This window comes from Streptomyces sp. A0958, assembly GCF_004795035.1.
Taxonomy (GTDB): domain Bacteria; phylum Actinomycetota; class Actinomycetes; order Streptomycetales; family Streptomycetaceae; genus Streptomyces.
The window spans coordinates 1-22,002 of sequence record NZ_SSBK01000016.1; the positions used below are offsets into that span (position 1 = coordinate 1).

18 protein-coding genes are annotated in these 22,002 nt (G+C 71.7%); 11 read left to right on the forward strand and 7 right to left on the reverse strand.

Going from position 1 to position 22,002, the window contains the following annotated elements:
• Positions 1-300 precede the first annotated feature (300 nt).
• Positions 301-3,450 (reverse strand): isoleucine--tRNA ligase, encoded by a 3,150-nt coding sequence (gene ileS / locus E6P78_RS17575; protein ID WP_136204547.1) that lies wholly within the window; start codon positions 3,448-3,450, stop codon positions 301-303.
• 587 nt (positions 3,451-4,037) lie between these two features.
• Here ileS and E6P78_RS17585 point away from each other — a divergent pair.
• The 5 genes from E6P78_RS17585 to E6P78_RS17605 all read left to right on the forward strand — a co-directional run bounded on the left by E6P78_RS17585 (position 4,038) and on the right by E6P78_RS17605 (position 8,618).
• Positions 4,038-4,736, forward strand: a complete 699-nt coding sequence (locus tag E6P78_RS17585; RefSeq protein WP_136204548.1) for a TraR/DksA C4-type zinc finger protein — start codon at positions 4,038-4,040, stop codon at positions 4,734-4,736.
• Between the two features lie 57 nt (positions 4,737-4,793).
• Positions 4,794-5,486 carry a signal peptidase II gene (gene lspA / locus E6P78_RS17590; RefSeq protein WP_136204549.1) on the forward strand — a complete coding sequence of 231 codons (693 nt, stop codon included), beginning with the start codon at positions 4,794-4,796 and terminating at the stop codon, positions 5,484-5,486.
• A gap of 23 nt (positions 5,487-5,509) precedes the next feature.
• A complete protein-coding gene (locus E6P78_RS17595; protein WP_136204550.1) occupies positions 5,510-6,451 on the forward strand; it encodes an RluA family pseudouridine synthase in 942 nt (313 codons plus the stop codon).
• Positions 6,448-6,924: a GNAT family N-acetyltransferase gene (locus E6P78_RS17600; RefSeq protein WP_136204551.1), complete on the forward strand. Its 477-nt coding sequence runs from the start codon at positions 6,448-6,450 to the stop codon at positions 6,922-6,924. The genes E6P78_RS17595 and E6P78_RS17600 overlap by 4 nt, the downstream gene beginning before the upstream one ends.
• Before the next feature lie 107 nt (positions 6,925-7,031).
• Complete coding sequence (locus E6P78_RS17605; protein ID WP_136204552.1) at positions 7,032-8,618, forward strand: Na+/H+ antiporter; 1,587 nt, start codon at positions 7,032-7,034, stop codon at positions 8,616-8,618.
• A 23-nt stretch (positions 8,619-8,641) separates the two neighbouring features.
• Here E6P78_RS17605 and E6P78_RS17610 read toward each other — a convergent pair whose 3' ends face one another.
• A complete protein-coding gene (locus E6P78_RS17610) occupies positions 8,642-9,766 on the reverse strand; it encodes a mechanosensitive ion channel domain-containing protein (RefSeq protein ID WP_136204553.1) in 1,125 nt (374 codons plus the stop codon).
• 37 nt (positions 9,767-9,803) lie between these two features.
• Here E6P78_RS17610 and E6P78_RS17615 point away from each other — a divergent pair, with 37 nt between their 5' ends.
• Positions 9,804-10,382 (forward strand): dienelactone hydrolase family protein, encoded by a 579-nt coding sequence (locus tag E6P78_RS17615; protein WP_018555542.1) that lies wholly within the window; start codon positions 9,804-9,806, stop codon positions 10,380-10,382.
• A gap of 57 nt (positions 10,383-10,439) precedes the next feature.
• On the opposite strand, the gene E6P78_RS17620 is transcribed toward E6P78_RS17615, so the two are convergent.
• Together E6P78_RS17620 and E6P78_RS17625 are read right to left on the reverse strand one after the other, a co-directional pair.
• Positions 10,440-11,285, reverse strand: coding sequence for a thioredoxin domain-containing protein (locus E6P78_RS17620; RefSeq protein WP_136204554.1), 846 nt, complete (start codon positions 11,283-11,285; stop codon positions 10,440-10,442).
• A gap of 51 nt (positions 11,286-11,336) precedes the next feature.
• On the reverse strand, positions 11,337-12,056 hold the full coding sequence (locus tag E6P78_RS17625; protein WP_206307832.1) for a hypothetical protein: 720 nt from the start codon (positions 12,054-12,056) through the stop codon (positions 11,337-11,339).
• A 242-nt stretch (positions 12,057-12,298) separates the two neighbouring features.
• Here E6P78_RS17625 and dnaE point away from each other — a divergent pair, with 242 nt between their 5' ends.
• The gene (dnaE, locus tag E6P78_RS17630; protein WP_136204556.1) at positions 12,299-15,835 is read left to right on the forward strand and encodes a DNA polymerase III subunit alpha; all 3,537 of its coding nucleotides are present in this window, start codon (positions 12,299-12,301) and stop codon (positions 15,833-15,835) included.
• A gap of 87 nt (positions 15,836-15,922) precedes the next feature.
• Here dnaE and E6P78_RS17635 read toward each other — a convergent pair whose 3' ends face one another.
• Complete coding sequence (locus E6P78_RS17635; RefSeq protein WP_136204557.1) at positions 15,923-16,102, reverse strand: hypothetical protein; 180 nt, start codon at positions 16,100-16,102, stop codon at positions 15,923-15,925.
• 222 nt (positions 16,103-16,324) lie between these two features.
• Between E6P78_RS17635 and E6P78_RS17640 the strand changes: the two genes are divergently transcribed.
• From E6P78_RS17640 to E6P78_RS17655, 4 genes are all read left to right on the forward strand, one after another.
• Positions 16,325-17,635, forward strand: coding sequence for an NYN domain-containing protein (locus E6P78_RS17640; RefSeq protein WP_136204644.1), 1,311 nt, complete (start codon positions 16,325-16,327; stop codon positions 17,633-17,635).
• 199 nt (positions 17,636-17,834) lie between these two features.
• Positions 17,835-18,809: an ABC transporter ATP-binding protein gene (locus tag E6P78_RS17645; RefSeq protein WP_136204645.1), complete on the forward strand. Its 975-nt coding sequence runs from the start codon at positions 17,835-17,837 to the stop codon at positions 18,807-18,809.
• Positions 18,806-19,591, forward strand: coding sequence for an ABC transporter permease (locus E6P78_RS17650; RefSeq protein WP_136204558.1), 786 nt, complete (start codon positions 18,806-18,808; stop codon positions 19,589-19,591). Before E6P78_RS17645 ends, E6P78_RS17650 begins: the two co-directional genes overlap by 4 nt.
• 34 nt (positions 19,592-19,625) lie before the next feature.
• Positions 19,626-20,408 (forward strand): ABC transporter permease, encoded by a 783-nt coding sequence (locus tag E6P78_RS17655; protein ID WP_136204559.1) that lies wholly within the window; start codon positions 19,626-19,628, stop codon positions 20,406-20,408.
• Between the two features lie 321 nt (positions 20,409-20,729).
• Here the strand turns inward: E6P78_RS17655 and ybaK are convergent, their stop codons facing one another.
• Positions 20,730-21,233, reverse strand: a complete 504-nt coding sequence (gene ybaK / locus E6P78_RS17660; RefSeq protein WP_136204560.1) for a Cys-tRNA(Pro) deacylase — start codon at positions 21,231-21,233, stop codon at positions 20,730-20,732.
• Between the two features lie 25 nt (positions 21,234-21,258).
• Positions 21,259-22,002: an LON peptidase substrate-binding domain-containing protein gene (locus tag E6P78_RS17665; RefSeq protein WP_136204561.1), complete on the reverse strand. Its 744-nt coding sequence runs from the start codon at positions 22,000-22,002 to the stop codon at positions 21,259-21,261.

Below are 22,002 nucleotides of genomic sequence, written 5' to 3' on the forward strand. Positions count from 1 at the left end.
GGCCGGGGACGGCGGGGCCCGGCCGGGGCGGGGTGTGGGGAGCGGTGGGCCGCTGCGCGGGGCTTGTCCCCTACCCGCCCCTTCCCGAAACCGGGGCTCCGCCCCGGACCCCGCTCCTCAAGCGCCGGAGGGGCTGGGTGGTGGGGCTCCGTCCCGGGCGCCGCTCCTCAAGTGCCGGAGGGGCTGGGTGGTGGGGCTTCGTCCCGGGCGCCGCTCCTCAAGCGCCGGCGTGGCTGGAAACGCAGTAGCAAGGGCCCGGCCGGAAGCTGCTGTCCGGTCGGGCCCCAGGGGTCCTGCGGGTTACCGCTCCGTCTTGCGGAGGCGGAACGTCAGGGACAGGCCCTCGTCCTCGAACGGGGTGCCGTACGTGTCGTCCGCCCCGCCCTCCGCGTAGTCCAGCGCCAGCACCTCGTCCGCGATCAGCGCCGCGTGCTCGGTCAGGGCCTCGGTCGTCGCCGGGGAGGTGGAGGTCCAGCGGACGGCGATGCGGTCCGCCACGTCCAGGCCGCTGTTCTTGCGGGCCTCCTGGATCAGCCGGATCGCGTCACGGGCCAGGCCCGCGCGTCGCAGCTCCGGGGTGATCTCCAGGTCAAGCGCGACCGTCGCGCCCGAGTCGGAGGCCACCGACCACCCCTCGCGCGGGGTCTCCGTGATGATCACCTCGTCCGGCGAGAGGGTGACCTGCTCGCCGTCGACCTCCACGGACGCCGTGCCCTCGCGCAGGGCCAGGGACAGGGCCGCCGCGTCCGCGTTCGCCACGGCCTTGGCCACCGCCTGGACGCCCTTGCCGAAGCGCTTGCCCAGCGCCCGGAAGTTCGCCTTGGCCGTGGTGTCGACCAGCGAGCCGCCTCCCGTGGAAAGAGAGGCCAGCGAGGAGACGTTCAGCTCCTCCGTGATCTGGGCGTGCAGCTCGGGGGAGAGGTTCTCGAAGCCCGAGGCCGCGACCAGGGCGCGGGAGAGCGGCTGGCGGGTCTTGACGCCCGACTCGGCGCGCGTGGCCCGGCCCAGCTCCACCAGGCGGCGCACCAGCGCCATCTGCGTCGAGAGGGTGGGGTCGATCGCCGCCAGGTCCGCCTTCGGCCAGGAGGACAGGTGGACCGACTCCGGGGCGTCCGGGGCGACCGGCACGACCAGGTCCTGCCAGACCCGCTCGGTGATGAACGGGGTCAGCGGGGCCATCAGCCGCGTGACCGTCTCGACGACCTCGTGGAGCGTGCGCAGCGCCGCCTTGTCGCCCTGCCAGAAGCGGCGGCGGGAGCGGCGTACGTACCAGTTGGACAGGTCGTCGACGAACGCGGACAGCAGCTTGCCGGCGCGCTGGGTGTCGTAGCCCTCCAGCGCCTGCGTGACCTGGTCCACCAGCGCGTTCAGCTCGCTGAGCAGCCAGCGGTCCAGGACCGTGCGGTCGGCCGGGGCCGGGTCGGCGGCCGAGGGCGCCCAGTTCGACGTACGGGCGTACAGGGCCTGGAAGGCGACCGTGTTCCAGTACGTGAGGAGCGTCTTGCGGACGACCTCCTGGATCGTGCCGTGGCCGACGCGCCGAGCCGCCCAGGGGGAGCCGCCGGCCGCCATGAACCAGCGGACCGCGTCGGCGCCGTGCTGGTCCATGAGGGGGATCGGCTGGAGGATGTTGCCCAGGTGCTTGGACATCTTGCGGCCGTCCTCGGCGAGGATGTGGCCCAGGCAGACCACGTTCTCGTACGACGACTTGTCGAAGACCAGGGTGCCGACCGCCATCAGCGTGTAGAACCAGCCGCGCGTCTGGTCGATGGCCTCCGAGATGAACTGCGCCGGGTAGCGGCTCTCGAAGATCTCCTTGTTCTTGTACGGGTAGCCCCACTGCGCGAACGGCATCGAGCCCGAGTCGTACCAGGCGTCGATGACCTCCGGGACGCGGTACGCCTCCAGTTGGCAGCTCTCCTGCGAGCAGGTGAACGTGATCTCGTCGATGAACGGCCGGTGCGGGTCCAGGCCGGAGAGGTCGGCGCCGGTGAGCTCGCTCAGCTCGGCCCGCGAGCCCACGCAGGTGAGGTGGCCGTCCTCGCAGCGCCAGATCGGCAGCGGGGTGCCCCAGTAGCGGTTGCGGGACAGCGCCCAGTCGACGTTGTTGGTCAGCCAGTCGCCGAACCGGCCGTGCTTGACCGAGTCCGGGAACCAGTTGGTCTTCTCGTTCTCCTGGAGCAGCCGCTCCTTGACCGCCGTCGTGCGGATGTACCAGGACGGCTGCGCGTAGTACAGCAGCGCGGTGTGGCAGCGCCAGCAGTGCGGGTAGCTGTGCTCGTACGGGACGTGGCGGAACAGCAGCCCGCGGTCTTTCAGGTCCTCGGTCAGCGCCTCGTCGGCCTTCTTGAAGAAGACCCCGCCCACCAGCGGCACGTCTTCCTCGAAGGCGCCGTCGGGGCGGACCGGGTTCACCACCGGCAGCCCGTACGCCTTGCAGACCTGGAGGTCGTCGGCGCCGAAGGCGGGGGACTGGTGGACCAGACCCGTACCGTCCTCGGTCGTCACGTACTCGGCGTTGACGATGTAGTGGGCCTCCGCCGGGAAGTCGACCAGGGCGAACGGGCGCTCGTACGTCCAGCGCTCCATCTCGCGGCCCGTGAACGACTGGCCGGTCAGCTCCCAGCCCTCGCCGAGCGCCTTCTCGACCAGGGGCTGTGCGACGACGAGCTTCTCCTCGCCGTTCGCCGCGACGACGTAGGTCACGTCCGGGTGCGCGGCGACGGCGGTGTTGGAGACGAGGGTCCAGGGGGTCGTCGTCCAGACCAGGAGCGCCGCCTCGCCGGCCAGCGGGCCGCTCGTCAGCGGGAAGCGGACGAAGACCGAGGGGTCGACGACCGTCTCGTAGCCCTGCGCCAGCTCGTGGTCGGACAGGCCGGTGCCGCAGCGCGGGCACCAGGGGGCGACGCGGTGGTCCCGGACCAGAAGGCCCTTGTTGAAGATCTCCTTCAGCGACCACCACACGGACTCGACGTACTCGGGGTCCATCGTGCGGTACGCGTCGTCCAGGTCGACCCAGTAGCCCATACGGGTCGTGAGCTCGGCGAAGGCGTCGGTGTGCCGGGTGACGGACTCGCGGCACTTGGCGTTGAACTCGGCGATCCCGTACGCCTCGATGTCCTTCTTGCCGTTGAAGCCCAGCTCCTTCTCGACCGCGAGCTCCACCGGCAGGCCGTGGCAGTCCCAGCCGGCCTTGCGGCCCACGTGGTAGCCCTGCATGGTCCGGAAGCGGGGGAAGACGTCCTTGAAGACGCGGGCCTCGATGTGGTGGGCGCCCGGCATGCCGTTGGCGGTCGGCGGGCCCTCGTAGAACACCCACTCGGGGCGGCCCTCGGACTGGTCGAGGGTCTTGGTGAAGACCTTGTTCTCACGCCAGAAGTCGAGCACGGCGTGCTCCAGCGCGGGCAGGTCGACCTGGGCGGGTACCTGGCGGTACTGCGGCGATGTCATGTGCGGGCTTCCTCCGGCGGACGTCTTCCACTTCCGTCGGAGGGACGAGAACCGACGCCGGTCCCCGCGGTACCACCCTCCTTGGCCCCGGGCGTGCGCCCCGGGCCCCCTCATTGGGGTGCGATGCCGGTTCTACTGGCCCTGGGGCCCGTGGGCGGAGCCCACTGTCCCGAGCTTTCTTCCGACGGCTCCGGGTGATCTTCACGACGCGCTCGCCCCCGGGCTTCCACCGTCCCCGGGTCGCTCCTGGCTGCGTACGACGCTACTCGTCCCATCCACGCCTCTCGCTGGGCCCAGTGTACGGGCCCGGCGGACGGCGGCCGACCCGTTTACGGACCGGCCCCCGGACCGGCCCCCACGTGACCCGAATGGCCAGACGGGCCGTACCGGGTTCCGGCGCGGCCGGGCGCGGGGCGGAAAGCCGGATTACCCGGCGGGGAGCTGGGCACAACGGATGGAGGCGCGCGGTGATCCGGACACGGGGAGGGGCGATGCGGCGGCGTGCCCCGTTGCCGCGGGGCTGGGGTCGACTTATCGTCCCAGCACGACTCGCGAGCAAGATCACACTGCGTGAAGGGGCCGCGGCCATGGTGGAGAAGAAGGCAGTCGCACGGAAGACGGCGGCGGCCGAGAAGGCGCCCGCCAAGGAGGCCGCGGCGAAGAAGGCGCCCGCCAAGAAGGCGCCCGCGAAGAAGGACGCCGGGAAAGCCGCAGCCAAGAAGACCTCGTCCGGGCCTCCGGCGGGGGAGGGTTCGAAGACCACGGGGGCGGCAGAGGCCGCCGAGCAGACGGGAGCCCACACGGTGGTAGCCAAGAAGAGCGCGGCCAGTACCCGGACCGCAGGCGGGAGCGCGGCACCCGTGCCGCCGGCCCGGATCGCCACGGCGCCCGGGGAGCTGGCCGTACGGCCCGGCGAGGACCCCTGGACGCCGGAGGAGGTCTCGGCCGCGCGCAGCGAGCTGACCGGCGAGGTCACCCGGCTGCGCAGCGAGCTGGAGGCCTCCGGTCTGGCGCTGGCCGGGCTGATGCGGGACTCCGGCGACGGGGCGGGCGACGACGAGGCCGACACCGGCACCAAGAACATCACCCGCGAGCACGAGATGCAGCTCGCCGCCAACGCCCAGGAGATGCTGGACCAGACCGAGCGCGCCCTGGCCCGGCTGGAGGCCGGCACGTACGGGCTCTGCGAGATCTGCGGCAACCCGATCGGCAAGGCGCGGATGCAGGCGTTCCCCCGGGCGACCCTCTGCGTCGAGGACAAACAGAAGCAGGAGCGGCGAGGCTGATCCGCGCCCGCGTGTCGTACCCTCGTCGTCAGTCGGGAACTAGGTTGAGGGACTCACGTGGCAGAGGCGGAGCGCATCATCGGTACGCCGGACATCACCGGGGCTGAGAGCGGCGAAGGGGCCGAGCCGGAGCGCGGTGGCGAGGCCGCCTCCCCGGAGGCTGCTTCTCCGGAGGCCGTCACGCCGGACGGGCAGGACACCGGCGCGACCGCGGCCGACGTCGACGCGGAGGCGGAGGCGGCGGTCGACCGGTCGCCGGCCACCCGCCGGCGTCGGATCATCCTGCTCTTCTGCGTCGCCGTCGTCGCCTACCTGCTCGACCTCGGCAGCAAGATGCTCGTCGTGGCGAAGCTGGAGCACCAGGAGCCGGTCGAGCTCCTCGGTGACTGGCTCAAGCTCGACGCGCTCCGCAACGCGGGAGCCGCGTTCGGCTTCGGTGAGGCTTTCACGATCATCTTCACCGTCATCGCGGCGACCGTCATCGTGGTGATCGCGCGGCTCGCGCGAAAGCTGTACAGCCTGCCGTGGGCCATCGCGCTCGGCCTGCTGCTCGGCGGGGCGCTCGGCAACCTCACCGACCGCATCTTCCGCGCGCCCGGCGTGTTCGAGGGCGCGGTGGTGGACTTCATCGCCCCGGCCCACTTCGCCGTCTTCAACCTCGCCGACTCCGCGATCGTCTGCGGCGGCATCCTGATCGTCCTCCTCTCCTTCAGGGGCCTGGACCCCGACGGCACCGTGCACAAGGACTAGTAAGGGCAAGGCATACTCGACAGGTGAGTACGCAACCCGAGGTCCGCACCCTGCCCGTCCCCGATGGCCTGGAAGGCGAGCGCGTCGACGCCGCCATCTCCCGGATGTTCGGTTTCTCCCGCACCAAGGCCGCCGATCTGGCCGCCGCCGGGAAGGTGCAGGTGGACGGCTCGGTGGTCGGGAAGTCCGAGCGGGTGCACGGCGGCGCCTGGCTCGAAGTGGAGATGCCGCAGGCCCCCGCGCCCGTGCAGGTCGTCGCCGAGCCCGTCGAGGGCATGGAGATCGTGCACGACGACGACGACATCGTCGTGATCGTGAAGCCGGTCGGCGTCGCCGCGCACCCCAGCCCCGGCTGGACCGGGACCACCGTCATCGGGGGCCTCGCCGCGGCCGGGTACCGGATCTCGACCTCGGGCGCCGCCGAGCGCCAGGGCATCGTCCACCGCCTCGACGTCGGGACCTCCGGGCTGATGGTCGTCGCCAAGTCGGAGCGCGCCTACACCCTGCTGAAGGCCCAGTTCCGCGACCGGGTCGTCGAGAAGAAGTACAACGCGCTGGTCCAGGGCCACCCGGACCCGATGAGCGGCACCATCGACGCGCCCATCGGCCGCCACCCCAACCACGACTACAAGTGGGCGGTCGTCGCGGACGGCAAGCCCTCGGTGACGCACTACGACCTGATCGAGGCGTACCGGGCCGCCAGCCTCCTGGACATCAAGCTGGAGACCGGCCGCACCCACCAGATCCGGGTGCACATGTCCGCCCACCGGCACCCCTGCGTCGGTGACCTCACCTACGGCGCCGACCCGACCATGGCCAAGCGCCTCGGGCTGACCCGGCAGTGGCTGCACGCGGTCAAGCTGGGCTTCGAGCACCCCTCGGACGGCCGCTGGGTCGAGTTCACCAGTTCCTACCCGGACGACCTCCAGCAGGCACTGGACCGCATCGCGGCGGAGAGCGAATGACCCCCAGGCCCCCTTGGTACGTCACGCGTACCGTCACCGGCGAGCAGGACCGCGCCGCGTGCTTCCAGCTCCGCAAGGACGTCTTCGTCGGTGAGCAGAACGTGCCCGAGGAGATCGAGTACGACGCCTACGACGCGGACGCGGTGCACGTGATCGCGGTCGCGGCCGACGGCACCGCGCTCGGCACCGGGCGGCTGCTGCACGGCCCGGCCGCCGCGGCGAAGACCGGCGGGGACCCGGCGGTCGGCTCGCTGGGCCGGCTCGCGGTGAGCAAGGACGCGCGCGGCCTCGGCGTCGGCGCGGCGCTGGTGCGGGCCATAGAGGACGCGGCCCGGGACAACGGCCTGGCCGCCGTCGACCTGCACGCCCAGACGCACGCGCTCCGCTTCTACGAGCGCCTCGGTTACGTGGCGTACGGCCCCGAGTTCCCCGACGCGGGCATCCCGCACCGGGCGATGCGCCGGACGATCTGACGCCCCGCCGCACCCCCTGAACCCGGTGCGGACGGGGCACATGGCAGGGTGAGGGGCAACGGCCGAGCGGAGACCGGGCCCGGCCGGAGCGCTTCGGAAGGCACCCCGTGGACCAGATGACCCTGCTGCTCCTGCTGCTGCTCGGAGCCGTGGTCACGGTTCCGCTCGGGGACCGTCTCAAACTGCCCGCACCGGTGCTGATGACGCTGCTGGGCGTTCTGATGGCCTTCGCCAGCTTCGTGCCGAACGTGGACATCCCGCCGGAGATCATCCTCCCCGCGCTGCTGCCCCCGCTGCTCTACGCCTCCGTGCAGCGCACCTCCTGGCGGCAGTTCGCCGCCAACAAGCGGCCCATCTTCCTGCTGGCCGTCGCGCTGGTCTTCCTGACGACGGCGGCCGTCGCCGCGGTGGCCAACGCGATCGTGCCCGGGCTGCCGATCGCCGCCGCCGTCGCGCTCGGCGCGCTCGTCGCACCGCCCGACCCGGTCGCCGCCACCGCCGTCGCGGGCTCGGTCGGGCTGCCCCGCCGGCTCGTCTCCATCCTGGAGGGCGAGGGCCTCTTCAACGACGTCACCGCGATCGTGCTGTACCACGTGGCCATCGCGGCGGCGGTCAGCGGCACCTTCTCGCTGCCCGAGGCGTTCGGCCTGCTGATCCTGTCCGCCGTCGTCGCCGTCGTGGTGGGCGTCGCGCTCGGCTGGCTCACCATCAAGCTCATGGGGCTGCTCGGTGACGCCACCCTCCAGGTCGGCCTGACCCTGCTGGTGCCGTTCGTCAGCTACGTGCTCTCCGAGGAGCTGATGGGCTCCGGCGTGCTCGCCGTCCTGACCACCGCGCTCTTCCTCGCCGAGCACACCGCGGACGCCGACGACGTTCTCGGGCGGCTCACCGGGCGCACCTTCTGGAACATCGTCGACACCCTCGTCACCGGCGTCGCCTTCGGGCTGATCGGCCTGGAACTGCACAACGTGTTCGGTACGGCCCACGGACACGAGCTGCGGATGGCCGGCTGGGGCCTCGTCGTCATCGCGGTCGTCGTCGGCGTACGGCTGCTGTACCTGCTGCCGGCGACCTGGCTGGCCAAGAGGCTGCACACCCGGCGGGACGTCAGCGAGGAGATCCCCACCAGCTGGCGCGAGACGGTGGTCATGTGGTGGGCCGGGATGCGCGGGGTGGCCTCGGTCGCCCTGGCGCTCGCGATCCCGCTGGAGACGGACGACGGCAAGCCCTTCCCCGGCCGCGACGAGATCGTCTTCATCGCCTTCGCCGTGATCATGGTGACCCTGGTCTTCCAGGGCCTGACGCTGCCGTGGCTGGTGCGCCGACTGGGCGTGCGCACGGACACGGACGCCGAGGCGGCCCTGGAGAAGGACCTCGCGATCCGGGCGGCCAAGGCGGCCAGGCAGCGGCTCAAGGAGATCGAGGAGACCGAGGACTTCCCCGAGGAGGTGACCGAGCGGCTGCACCGGCTCGCCTACGACGTGGGCGCGAGGATCAGCCCCGACATGGTCGACGAGGAGCGGCGCGACGCCTACGCGACACGCGCCGAACGCTTCAAGGCGGTCAGCCGCATCCAGCGCGAGATGATGTCGGCCGCCCGCCACGCGGTGCTCTCCGCCCGCAGCGAGCCCGGCGCGGACCCCGAGATCGTCGACCGGGTACTGCGGCAGCTGGACGTACGCAGCCTGCGCTGATCCCGCCGCTCGGCGCGGGCGGGTCAGCCGCGTCCCGTGCGCGGGGCCTTGGCCCAGCTCGCGGGCTTCTCGGCCCGGCCGTTCACGGACGGCCACGTGTCACCGGGCGGGAGCGCCGCGGGGGCCGTCGCCACCCGCGGCAGCGCGTACGGGTGGTGGTCGCGCAGCCAGCCGATCAGCTGCTCGCGGACCACGCAGCGCGCCGTCCAGAGGTCGCCCGAGTCCTTAGCCGTGACCACCGCGCGCACCTGGATCGTGGTGGGCGTGGTGTCCGTGACCGCGAGCGACCAGTCCCGGCCGTCCCACGCGGCGCACTCGCCGAGGATGTCCCGCAGCTGGTCGCGCATCGCCTCGATGGGCGCCGCGTGGTCGAGGTGGAAGAACACCGCCCCGGTCATCTGCACACCGCCGCGCGACCAGTTCTCGAACGGCCTGCCCGTGAAGTACGAGACCGGCATCGTGATCCGCCGCTCGTCCCACGTCCGCACGGCGAGGAAGGTCAGCGTGATCTCCTCGATGGTGCCCCATTCCTCGTCCACCACCACCGTGTCCCCGATCCGCACCATGTCGCCGAAGGCGATCTGCAGGCCGGCGAAGAGGTTGCCGAGCGTGGACTGGGCGGCGACACCGGCGACGATGCCGAGGAGGCCGGCCGAGGCCAGCATCGAGGTACCGACCGTCTGCATCGCGGGGAACGTCAGCAGCATCGCGGCCACCGCGACGGTCGCCACCACCGCGACGACCACCCGCTGGATCAGCGTCACCTGCGTGCGCACCCGGCGCACCCGGGCCGCGTCCCGGTTGTGGGCCGTCGCGTAGCGCGCGTACACCGAGTCCACCACCGCGACGGCGATCCGTACCACCAGCCAGGCGGACGCGCCGATCAGCACCAGCGTCAGCAGCCGGCCGATGCCCACCCGGTGGTCCTTGACCGCGCCGAGCCCGGTGTGGGCGTACGTGCCGCGCAGCAGCGCCGCGCACATGACCAGCTGGAACGGTATCCGGCAGCGCCGCAGCAGACCCCACAGCGGGGTCTCGTGGTGCCGGGCGTCGGCGCGCCTGAGCAGCCGGTCGAGCAGCCAGCCCGCCGCCACCGTGATCACGATCGAACCGCCGAGGACGATCAGCGGCCGCAGAACGTTTTCCATGCTGTCGCTCTCCATCCCTTCGAACGCAACTGGCACCATGGGCCTCATGAACATCATGCTTTTCCACTCGATGTACGGACTGCGCCCTGCGGTCCACGCGGCAGCCGACCGGCTGCGCGCCGCCGGGCACGAGGTGCGCGTGCCCGATCTCTTCGAGGGCCACACCTTCGAATCGGTGGAGGAAGCGGAAGCGTTCCGGGAGGAGACCGGCAAGGAGGAGCTGCTGAAGCGGGCCGTGCTGGCCGCCGCGCCCTACTCCGACCAGGGCCTGGTGTACGCCGGTTTCTCGCTCGGCGCCTCGGTCGCGCAGACGCTGGCCCTCGGTGACGCGAAGGCGCGCGGGCTGCTGCTCTTCCACGGCACGTCGGACATCGCCGAGAACGCCTCCGTGGACGAGCTGCCCGTACAGCTGCACGTCGCCGACCCGGACCCGTACGAGACGCACGACTGGCTGAACTCGTGGTACCTGGAGATGCAGCGCACCGGGGCGGACGTCGAGGTCTACCGCTACCCGGGCGCCGGGCACCTGTTCACCGACGCGGAGCTGCCGGACTTTGACCAGGCGGCGGCGGAGCTGGCCTGGAAGGTCGCGATCGGGTTCCTCGCCACGCTGTGACGCGCGAAGGGCTCCGCGCGGCGGCCGCGCGGAGCCCTTCGGGAGGTGCGGGGCGGATCAGTCCTTCAGGGCGGCAGTGATCGCCTTGTTGAAGGACTCCACGCTCATCGGCGCGTTGTCGCTGCCTTCCTCGGTGAGCTTCTTGCCGTCCATGACGAGCGAGGGCGTGCCGGTCACGTCGTCCTTGTTCTTGTCGAACGTCTCGGACATCTTCAGGGCCCACGCGTCGTAGGTGCCGTCCTTGACGGCGTTCTGGAAGGTCTTGTTGCCCTTGAGGGCGTCCACCGAGTCGGCGATCTTGATCAGGTAGCTGTCGTCCTTGAACTTGTCGTCGGACTCCTCGGGGTGGAACTCGGCGGAGTAGAGGGCGCTCTTGTACTTCAGGAAGGCGTCCTGGCTGACGTTCAGGGCAGCGCCGAGCGCGCTCAGGGCGTTCTTGGAGCCCTCGCCGCGGTTGCCGATGACGCCCCGGCCGAGGCTGTCGCCGTCGATGAACGTGGCACCGATGTACTGGATCTTGTACTTGCCGTCCTCGACGTCCTTGGCGAGGGCCGGGCCGACGGTCTGCTCGAAGGAGGCGCAGATCGGGCAGCGGGAGTCCTCGTAGACCTTCAGGGTCTTCTTCGCGCTGTCCTTGCCGATGACGACGGTGGTGCCGTTCTCGCCCGTGGTGTTCTTGGGCGCGGCCACCGTCTTCTCGTCCTTGACGGACTCCCAGTGGGACGGCTTGTTCATCTCCATCACGGCGTAGCTGATGCCGGCGACGACGGCGAGGCCGGCGACGACCGAGACGGCGACGACTATCTGCCGGCGGGCCTTGTCCTTCTTCGCCTGGCGCTCGCGTTCGGCGCGCAGCCGCTCGCGGGCGGCGGACTTGTTGGCCTGGCTGTTGCGGTTGCTCATGGGGGTGTCTTCTCCGTGGGGTGGGTGGTCTGCGGTACGGGGTCGCGGTGCTCAGGCGGCACAGGCGCCGAGCGGCGGACCCCTCCGTCCCACGGAGTGCACGAGGAGGCGGGCGGGCGCGAGCGGGTGCGGGCCCCGGGGCGCGGGCCGTGCCGAGCGGGGGGTCAGGCGCCGGGCGGTGCCCACCACGGCCACCGCGGTCAGCAGCGGCCGGAACGCCAGCAGCGCGCACGCGCCGACCAGCCCGGCGAGCGCCAGCTCACCGCGGTGCAGCCAGGCGGCGGCGAGCAGCCCGACCGTCACATGGGCGGCCAGCAGCAGCCACGGGACCAGCGGGCCGGGGGAGGCGAGCAGGGCGGCGGCGCCCTGGCCGCCGGTCGTCACCGAGGCCAGCGGGGTGCCGACGTCGCCGAGGTGCGAGGCGCCGGGGCCGACGTCACCGCCGCCGCACAGGACATCGACGCCCACCGAGCGCAGCGGTCCGGCTATCGGGCCGCCCGCCGCTCCGTAGCAGAGGTGCTGGCCGGTGGTGAAGAACGTGTCGGCGGCCAGCTCCAGCGGAACCAGCAGCCCGGCGATCGCCCCGAAGCCGCGCTGCCGCCCGGCCAGGGCGTAGGCGGCGGCGAAGACGACGCCGGCCAGCACGGCGACGGGGACCAGCGGCAGCGGGACCTGCGAGAGCAGCACGTGGGAGGCGGCGGAGAGCGTGACGACGAGCGCGGTGAAAAGCGCCGCGCGTACCGCTCTGAGCTGCGTCCCGGATATGTCCATCGCCCAGGAGTGTCGCATGCGAACCTGTAAGCGAGTCCTGAAGCCCCGGATTCCGGCCTGCCTCCCGGTGCCGGGCCCGCGTGACGAAGTACATGACAAAAGGGGCGGGTGGCGGTGCCCTTCCCCCGCGCGACCGTATCCAGGAGTGCCCGCCGTTCGCCTCCTCGGAGACGTAGACTTCCACGCTGTCCCCCCAGACACCCCCAGCCCCGTCGTCCCCATTTCTCCGGAGGCACAGCGCCGTGACCAAGCCGCCCTTCACGCACCTTCACGTCCACACCCAGTACTCGCTCCTGGACGGTGCCGCGCGGCTCAAGGACATGTTCAACGCGTGCAACGACATGGGCATGTCGCACATCGCGATGACGGACCACGGCAACCTGCACGGGGCGTACGACTTCTTCCACTCGGCGCAGAAGGCGGACGTGACGCCGATCATCGGCATCGAGGCGTACGTCGCGCCCGAGTCGCGCAAGCACAAGCGGAAGATCCAGTGGGGACAGCCGCACCAGAAGCGCGACGACGTCTCCGGTTCGGGTGGTTACACCCACAAGACGATCTGGGCGGCGAACGCGAAGGGGCTGCACAACCTCTTCAAGCTGTCGTCGGACGCCTACGCCGAGGGCTGGCTCCAGAAGTGGCCGCGCATGGACAAGGAGACCATCGCGCAGTGGTCCGAGGGCCTGATCGCGTCCACCGGCTGCCCCTCCGGCGAGGTCCAGACACGGCTGCGGCTCGGCCAGTTCGACGAGGCGGTCCAGGCGGCCTCCGACTACAAGGACATCTTCGGTGAGGGCCGCTACTTCCTGGAGCTGATGGACCACGGCATCGAGATCGAGCGCCGGGTCCGCGACGGGCTCCTGGAGATCGGCAAGAAGCTCGGCATCCCGCCGCTCGTCACGAACGACTCGCACTACACGTACGCCTCCGAGGCGACCGCGCACGACGCCCTGCTGTGCATCCAGACCGGCAAGAACCTCTCCGACCCGGACCGCTTCCGCTTCGACGGCACCGGCTACTACCTCAAGACCACGGACGAGATGTACGGCGTCGACTCCTCCGACGCCTGGCAGGAGGGCTGCGCCAACACCCTCCTGGTCGCCCAGCAGATCGACACCACCGGGATGTTCGAGAAGCGCGACCTGATGCCGAAGTTCGACATCCCCGAGGGCTACACGGAGATCACCTGGTTCCAGGAGGAGGTCCGGGTCGGGATGAACCGCCGTTTCCCGAACGGCGTCCCCGAGGACCGGCAGAAGCAGGTCGAGTACGAGATGGACATCATCATCCAGATGGGGTTCCCGGGGTACTTCCTGGTCGTCGCCGACTTCATCATGTGGGCCAAGAACAACGGCATCGCCGTCGGCCCCGGCCGAGGCTCCGCGGCCGGCTCGATCGTCTCGTACGCCATGGGCATCACCGACCTCGACCCGATCGAGCACGGACTGATCTTCGAGCGCTTCCTCAACCCCGAGCGCGTCTCCATGCCCGACGTCGACATCGACTTCGACGAGCGCAGGCGCGTCGAGGTGATCCGGTACGTGACGGAGAAGTACGGCGCCGACAAGGTCGCCATGATCGGCACCTACGGCAAGATCAAGGCCAAGAACGCGATCAAGGACTCGGCCCGCGTCCTCGGCTACCCGTACGCCATGGGCGACCGGCTCACCAAGGCCATGCCCGCCGACGTCCTCGGCAAGGGCATCGACCTCAACGGCATCACCGACCCCAAGCACCCGCGCTACAGCGAGGCGGGCGAGATCCGGGGGATGTACGAGAGCGAGCCGGACGTCAAGAAGGTCATCGACACCGCGAAGGGCGTCGAGGGCCTGGTCCGACAGATGGGTGTGCACGCCGCCGGCGTCATCATGTCCAGCGAGCCGATCGTCGACCACGCCCCGGTCTGGGTGCGGCACACCGACGGCGTCACCATCACGCAGTGGGACTACCCGCAGTGCGAGTCGCTCGGCCTGCTGAAGATGGACTTCCTGGGGCTGCGCAACCTGACGATCATGGACGACGCCATCAAGATGGTGAAGTCCAACAAGGGCATCGACCTGGAGATGCTCGCCCTCCCGCTGGACGACCCCAAGACGTACGAACTGCTCTGCCGCGGTGACACGCTCGGCGTGTTCCAGTTCGACGGCGGCCCGATGCGCTCCCTGCTGCGCCAGATGCAGCCCGACAACTTCGAGGACATTTCCGCCGTCTCGGCCCTCTACCGGCCGGGCCCTATGGGCATGAACTCGCACACGAACTACGCCGAGCGCAAGAACGGCCGCCAGGAGATCACCCCGATCCACCCGGAGCTCGAGGAGCCCCTCAAGGAGGTCCTCGGCCTCACCTACGGCCTGATCGTGTACCAGGAGCAGGTGCAGAAGGCCGCCCAGATCGTCGCCGGCTACTCGCTCGGCGAGGCCGACATCCTGCGCCGCGTGATGGGCAAGAAGAAGCCCGAGGAGCTGGCGAAGAACTTCGTGCTCTTCGAGGCCGGCGCCAAGAAGAAGGGGTTCTCGGACGCGGCGATCAAGGCGCTGTGGGACGTGCTGGTCCCGTTCGCCGGGTACGCGTTCAACAAGGCGCACTCCTCCGCGTACGGCCTGGTCACCTACTGGACCGCCTACCTCAAGGCGAACTACCCCGCCGAGTACATGGCCGCCCTGCTGACCTCGGTCAAGGACGACAAGGACAAGTCCGCGGTCTACCTCAACGAGTGCCGGCGCATGGGCATCAAGGTGCTCCCGCCGAACGTCAACGAGTCGGAGTCCAACTTCGCCGCGCAGGGCGACGACGTCATCCTCTTCGGGCTGACGGCCGTCCGCAACGTCGGGCAGAACGTCGTGGACTCGATCATCCGGTGCCGCAAGACGAAGGGGAAGTACAGCACCTTCCCCGACTTCCTGGACAAGGTCGAGGCGGTCGTCTGCAACAAGCGGACCGTGGAATCGCTCATCAAGGCCGGCGCCTTCGACGAGATGGGCCACACCCGCAAGGGGCTCGTCGCCCACCACGAGTCCATGATCGACAACGTGGTGCAGGTCAAGCGCAAGGAGGCCGAGGGGCAGTTTGACCTCTTCGGCGGCGGCGAGGAGGACAGCGACGAGCCGGGCTTCGGGCTCGACGTGGAGTTCTCCGACATCGAGTGGGAGAAGTCCTACCTGCTGGCCCAGGAGCGCGAGATGCTCGGGCTCTACGTCTCCGACCACCCGCTCTTCGGCATCGAGCACGTCCTGAGCGACAAGTCGGACGCGGCGATCTCGCAGCTGACCGGGGGCGAGCACAGCGACGGTGCGATCGTCACCATCGGCGGCATCATCTCGGGCCTCCAGCGCAAGATGACCAAGCAGGGCAACGCCTGGGCCATCGCCACGGTGGAGGACCTGGCCGGTTCCATCGAGTGCATGTTCTTCCCGGCCACCTACCAGCTGGTCTCCACCCAGCTCGTCGAGGACACCGTCGTCTTCGTCAAGGGGCGCCTCGACAAGCGCGAGGACGTGCCGCGCCTGGTCGCGATGGAGATGCAGGTCCCCGACATCTCCTCGGCCGGCACCAACGCGCCGGTGGTGCTGACCATCCCCACCGTCAAGATCACCCCGCCCATGGTCAGCCGGCTCGGCGAGGTGCTCAGCAGCCACCGGGGCGACACCGAGGTGCGCATCCGGCTCCAGGGCCCCCGCAAGACCACGGTCCTGCGGCTCGACCGGCACCGGGTGAAGCCAGACCCGGCGCTCTTCGGGGACCTGAAGGTGCTGCTCGGCCCGTCCTGCCTGGCCGGCTGAGCGCAGACGTACGAGAGGGGCGGCTCCGCTTGCGCGGGGCCGCCCCTCTCGGTTGTACCGGCCTGTGGCCGTACCGGAAGAGTCCGGTCAGTTGTGGCCGAAGCGCCGCTGATGCTTACGCGCAACATCGGCAGGGCTGCCCTGGGACTGCGCCTGCGGCTGGTTCTGCGACTCGAAAGCCGTCGAACGCGCCTCCTGCGCACCGCGCTCCGACTGCGAAGCGCGGTCCTGCTGGCTGCCCTGCTTGCGGTTCTTGTTCTTGGCCATGGTGTTCCTCCTGTAAGGACTCTCGGGGCCAGGACCACCGTCAGATTCACATAATCGGATAAACATCGCATGTCGGAGCATTACCGTGCGTAGTGACGGGGTATGATGCGCGCTTTTCTCGATCCGCCACGCCGATGATCGAGTTCCGGCCGTTAACCCAGGCGCGGTCGGGCAGACTCGAAGGAACCCTTGAAAAACCCGTTCCCGAATTCCTGGAAGAGGGTGGAACGCGTGGACCGTTGCGTCGTCCTGGTGGACGCCGGCTATTTGCTGGGCGCAGCCGCGAGTCTGCTGGCAGGAGAGCCCGCCCGGTCCCGCATCACCGTCGACCACGCGGCCCTCATCCAGCAGCTGCGCGAGCGGGCCGAGGCCGACACCGAACAGCCGCTGCTGCGGATCTACTGGTTCGACGGCGCCCCCGACCGCGTACCGCAGCCCGAACACCGCCGGCTGCGCGTCATGCCGCGGGTCACGGTGCGCCTGGGGGCCCTCACCCGCAGTGACGGGCGGTGGGCGCAGAAGGGCGTCGACGCGGCCATGCACGCCGAGCTCACCGAGCTGGCGCGCAACCGGGCCTGCTCCGACGTGGTCCTGGTGACCGGCGACGGCGACCTGCTGCCCGGCCTGATGTCCGCCAAGGAACACGGCGTCGCCGTACACCTCTGGGCCGTCCAGGCCGCCGACGGCGACTACAACCAGTCCGAGGACCTGGTCGCCGAGGCCGACGAGCGCCGCGTCCTGGACCGGGCCTGGATCACCCAGGCCGTACGCGCCAAGGAGACCGGCGGCGCCTGCGCCCCGGCGCCCGTGACGCGCCCCGACATCGCCGCGATCCTGTCCGCGCCGCTGCCCGAATCGGCCCTCGCCGCCTCCGCCGAGCGCGCCTCCCGGGCCGCGCGGGCCGAAGCCGCCCGTACCGAGGCGGCCGCCCCGCCGCCCGACGAGAGCACCGCCGCCGCGCCCCCGCACAGCCACGGCGGCAAGGGCGTCCCCACCCCGAAGGACCTCGCCGGCACCCTGCGCGGCCCCGTCGGCCAGCCGGACCGGCAGCCCGCCCCACAGCCCGCCGGCGCGACCCTGCGCTGGTCGTCCGACCGGGGCTGGGTCGAGCGCGGCGGCCCCCTGGGCGAACCCGCCGAGACCGCGTCCCTGCCCACGCTCGCCCAGCTCACCAGCGCCGAACAGCGCTGGGCCGACCGCGAGGAGGACATCACCACGGTCGGCGGCGACCCCTTCGAGGTGGGACAGGTCTTTGCCCGGCGCTGGATGGAGCGGCTGCCGGAGACCGGCCACCTGCAGAAGCTCTCCACCCTCTACCCCCGCATCCCGCACCGCATCGACGGCGAACTGCTGCGGTACGCGGCCCGCTTCGGGCTCCTCGCCCACAAGGACGACCAGATCGACGAGCACGACCGGTACGCGATCCGGGCGGGGTTCTGGCGCGAGATCGACGTACGGGCGGCGGCCGACCACGTCCCGGCGGCGGAGCGGGCGACGGAGAAGGCCGGGAAAGCGGGCCCCGCCGGGGACTGATGCCCCGGGGGTGTCCAAGGGGCGTCCGAGAGGTACCCAAGGGGTGTCCGAGAAACTTCCCGGGCCGCTCAACCCGCCCGCTGTTTGCCGCGTTGATGTCCGATCGGTGCGGCCCCGGGCGTAATGCCGGTCCCCGGACCCCGTACCCTCGTACCTCGTGAGTACGGGGACAGCACAGGCGCCGACGGCGACCGGCACCGTGTGCGCGGTGCGTGATCTGGTGAAGACCTACCCCCCGGCCCGGGGTCGCCGCGGCACGCCCGCGACCCCGGAAGTACGCGCCACCGACGGCATCAGCCTCGACGTCCGGCGCGGCGAGATCTTCGGGCTGCTCGGGCCCAACGGAGCCGGCAAGTCCACCCTCGTCCGTCAGCTCACCGGTCTCATGCGGCCCGACTCCGGCAGCGTCGACATGCTGGGCCACGACCTCGTACGCCACCCCGAGCGGGCCTCCCGGCTGATCGGCTACCTCGGGCAGGAGTCCACCGCGCTGGACGAGCTGACCGTCGCCCTCGCCGCCGAGACCACCGGGCGGCTGCGCGGGCTCCCGGCGCGCGAGGCCCGCGCCGAGCGTGACGCCGTCCTGGACGAGCTCGGCCTCGCCGACATCGCGGGCCGGCCCCTGAAGAAGCTCTCCGGCGGCCAGCGGCGGCTGGCCTGCGTCGCCGCCGCGCTCGTCGGGGAGCGCCCGGTGCTCGTCCTGGACGAGCCGACGACAGGCATGGACCCGGTGGCCCGGCGCGCCGTCTGGGCCGCCGTCGACCGCCGGCGCGCCGAACGCGGCGCGACGGTCCTGCTGGTCACCCACAACGTCATCGAGGCCGAGACCGTCCTCGACCGGGTCGCCGTCATCGAACGCGGCAAGGTCATCGCCTGCGACACCCCCGCCGGGCTCAAGGAGCGCGTCGCCGGCGAGGTCCGGGTCGAACTGGTGTGGCGCGAACGCGCCCCCCTGGAGATCCCCGAGGTCGCGGCCCTGCGCGCGTGCGCGCAGGAGTCCGGGCGCCGCTGGGCGCTGCGGCTCGCGCCCGACGAGGCACGGGCGGCGGTCGCCGCGGTGACCGGCGGCGCGGCCTTCGCCGAGCTGGACGACTTCAGCCTGGCGACGCCGAGCCTGGAGGACGTCTACCTCGCCCTCGGCGGCGGCGCGACCAAGGGACTGGTGAAGGCATGAGCGCCGTCGGTGCGGTGGCCGGGGCGGCCGCGACGCTCGCGCCCCGGGCCCGGCTGTTCCCCTCGCTCGCCGCCGTCTACCGGGCCCAGCTCTCCCGGGCCCGGGTGGCGCGCATTCCGCTGCTGTTCGTCGCGACGTTCCAGTCCGTCGGGATCATGATCCTGATGCGCGGGGTCGTGGACGGCGGCTCCGAGGCGCGGGCCGTCGTGGCCGGGTCCAGCGTCCTGGTCGTCGCCTTCGTCGCCCTGAACCTGCTCGCCCAGTACTTCGGGCAGCTCCGGGCCGGCGGGGGGCTCGACCACTACGCGACCCTGCCGGTGCCGCCCGCCGCCGTGGTGCTCGGGGCGGCCGGGGCGTACGCCTCCTTCACCGTGCCCGGCACGGTCGTCACCGCCGTCACCGGCAGTGTGCTGTTCGGGCTGCCGATGACCCACCTCTGGGTGCTCGTCGCCGTCGTCCCCCTCTCCGGCGCGGCGCTCTCCGGCCTCGGCGCCGCCCTCGGGCTCCTCGCGCCGCGCCAGGAACTCGCCACGCTGCTGGGGCAGCTGGGCATGTCCGCCGCGCTGCTGCTGGGCGTCCTGCCGGCCGACCGGCTGCCGGGGCCGATCGGCTGGGCGCGCGATCTGCTGCCGTCCACGTACGGGGTCGAGGCGCTTTCCCGGTCCTTCGACGCCCACCCCGACTGGGCGGTCGTCGCCCTCGACCTGGCCGTCTGCGCCGTCGTCGGCGTGGTCTCGCTCGCCGTGGCCACCTGGGCGTACCGGCGGGCAGCGGTCCGGTGAGGCGCGGCTCGCCGGCGCCTGGCACGATGGCACGGTGACCGCACCTCTGACGCCGCCGCACCGGCCCTCGTCCGACGCCCACCACGACTGGCAGAAGCCGCCGGCCGGGGGCGGGCCCCACGCGCCCTACGGTCCCCACGGCTCCCACTGGGCCGCGTCGGACAAGGAGCCGCAGGAGGACCTGGCCACGGATCTGCGCCGGGCGGGCGTCGTCGCGGCGCTGGTGACCGTCTCGGGGGTCCTGCTCGGGCTCCTGTGGCTGTGGCTGGCGCCCCGGGTGCCGCTCGTCTCCGACAACACGGCCGTCTTCCTCAGCGACAGCGAGGGCGAGGAGGCGATCGGGGCCGACGGCACGTTCGCCCTGCTCGGGCTGGCGTTCGGGGCGGTCTCGGCGGGCCTGGTCTTCTGGTTCCAGCGGCGCGGCGGAATCTGGGTGTCCGTCGCGCTCGGGGTGGGCAGTGTGCTCGGGTCCCTGCTGGCCTGGCAGGTCGGGGCGCGGCTGGGACCGACGGACGACGTGGTGGCCCACGCGCGTGAGGTCGGCAAGGGCGTGATCTTCGATGCGCCGCTGGAGCTGCACGCGAAGGGGGTGCTGCTGGCTTGGGGGCTGGCGGCGATGGCGGTGCATCTGGGGGTGACGGCGGTGTTCGGGCCGCGGGATTTCGAGGGGGAGTGGGGGTCCTACGCGGGGGGTTGGGGGGCGCCTGCGCCTTCGGCGCCGGGTGGGCCCTCGCCTTGGGGGGCGCCTGAGCCTTCCGCCCCCTCCGGTTCGTCGGGTGGGCCGCCGGTGCCGCCGGTGCCGCCTGCGGGGGCCTGAGGGGCCGCTGCGCGGGGCTTGTTCCCCTACCCGCCCCTTCCCGAAACCGGGGCTCCGCCCCGGACCCCGGTCCTCAAGTGCCGGGCGGGCTGGGATGGGCCGGGTTGCTTCGCCTCGGGCTCGGGTTTTCAAGTGCCGGGCGGGCTGGGATGGGCCGGGTTGCTTCGCCTCGGGCTCGGGTTTTCAAGTGCCGGGCGGGCTGGGATGGGCCGGGTTGCTTCGTCCCGGGCTCCGGTCCTCAAGCGCCGGACGGGGTGGAAAATCCAGCCCGTCCGGCGCTTGAGGACGGAACCGGGGCGTCGGAGGGCGGGGCCCCTCGGATTACGGGCGCCCGATCTCCGCGAAGACCGCCCCCGTCAGCGCAGCCAGGTCCTCGGGGGACAGTTCGACCTCCAGGCCCCGGCGGCCCGCCGATACGCAGATCGTCGGGTGGGCGCGGGCCGAGGCGTCCAGGACCGTGGGGAGGCGCTTGCGTTGGCCCAAGGGGGAGATTCCGCCTCGTACGTAGCCCGTGGTGCGTTCCGCCGCGGCCGGGTCCGCCATCGTGGCGCGTTTGCCGCCTGCCGCCGAGGCCAGGGCCTTGAGGTCCAGGGAGCCGGCCACCGGGACCACCGCCACCGTCAGGCGGCCGTCCACGTCGGCCACCAGGGTCTTGAAGACGCGGTCGGGGGAGACGCCCAGGGCCTCGGCCGCCTCCTCGCCGTAGGAGGGGGAGGCGGGGTCGTGCTCGTACGCGTGCACCGTGAACGTGGTGCCCGCCGCGGTCAGGGCGACCGTGGCGGGGGTGCCGCCGGACTGGGGCCGCTTCTTCTGCTTCTTCGCCACGGGGCGCGGTTCTCCGGTCGCTCGGTCAGTTGGGGTGGGTCGGCGCGACGGTCAGATCCACCGCCGGGAGCGACGGCAGGTGCCGGATGACCGCGGTCTCCGAGCGCAGGAGCTTCAGCTCCTCGCGGAGCCGGGTCGCGGTGTCCGGGGCCTGGAGCAGGCGCTGCCTGGTGGGGACGTCGAGGACCACGGCCGAGGCGACCAGGTAGGAGACGACGGACGGGTCGTCGGGCAGGTCGGCGCCCGTGGTGAGGGACTGCTCGCTCGCCCCGGCCAGGCGCTTCTGGTAGCCCCGGAAGGCCCGCAGGACGCCCTCGGCTAGCGGGCCCGCCTCGTCGCCCGGGTCCTCCTCCAGCTCCTCCAGCTCGGCCGTCAGGTACGGGCCGCTCGCGTCCACCGAGAGGAGCCGGACGCGGGTGGTGCCGGTGGCCAGGACCTCGTAGCTGCCGTCCGCGCGCTCCCGGATGGTCGCCGCGTCGGCGATGCAGCCCACCCGGTGCAACGCCTGGACGGGGTCGGCGCCGAAGCCGTCCGCCGGGCCGCGTTCGACGGGCCCCCGCACCGCCTCCGGCATGCCGACGCCCGTGGCGGCGGTCTCGCGGCCGTCGCGGACGGCGACCACGGCGAAGCGGCGCGGTTCGTCCTCGTCGATGGTCAGGAGCGCGCGCATCATGGCGCGATACCGCTCCTCGAAGACGTTGAGGGGCAGCACGAGGCCGGGGAACAGCACCGCGTTCAGCGGAAACAGAGGCAGGCGAGCGGTGGTCAC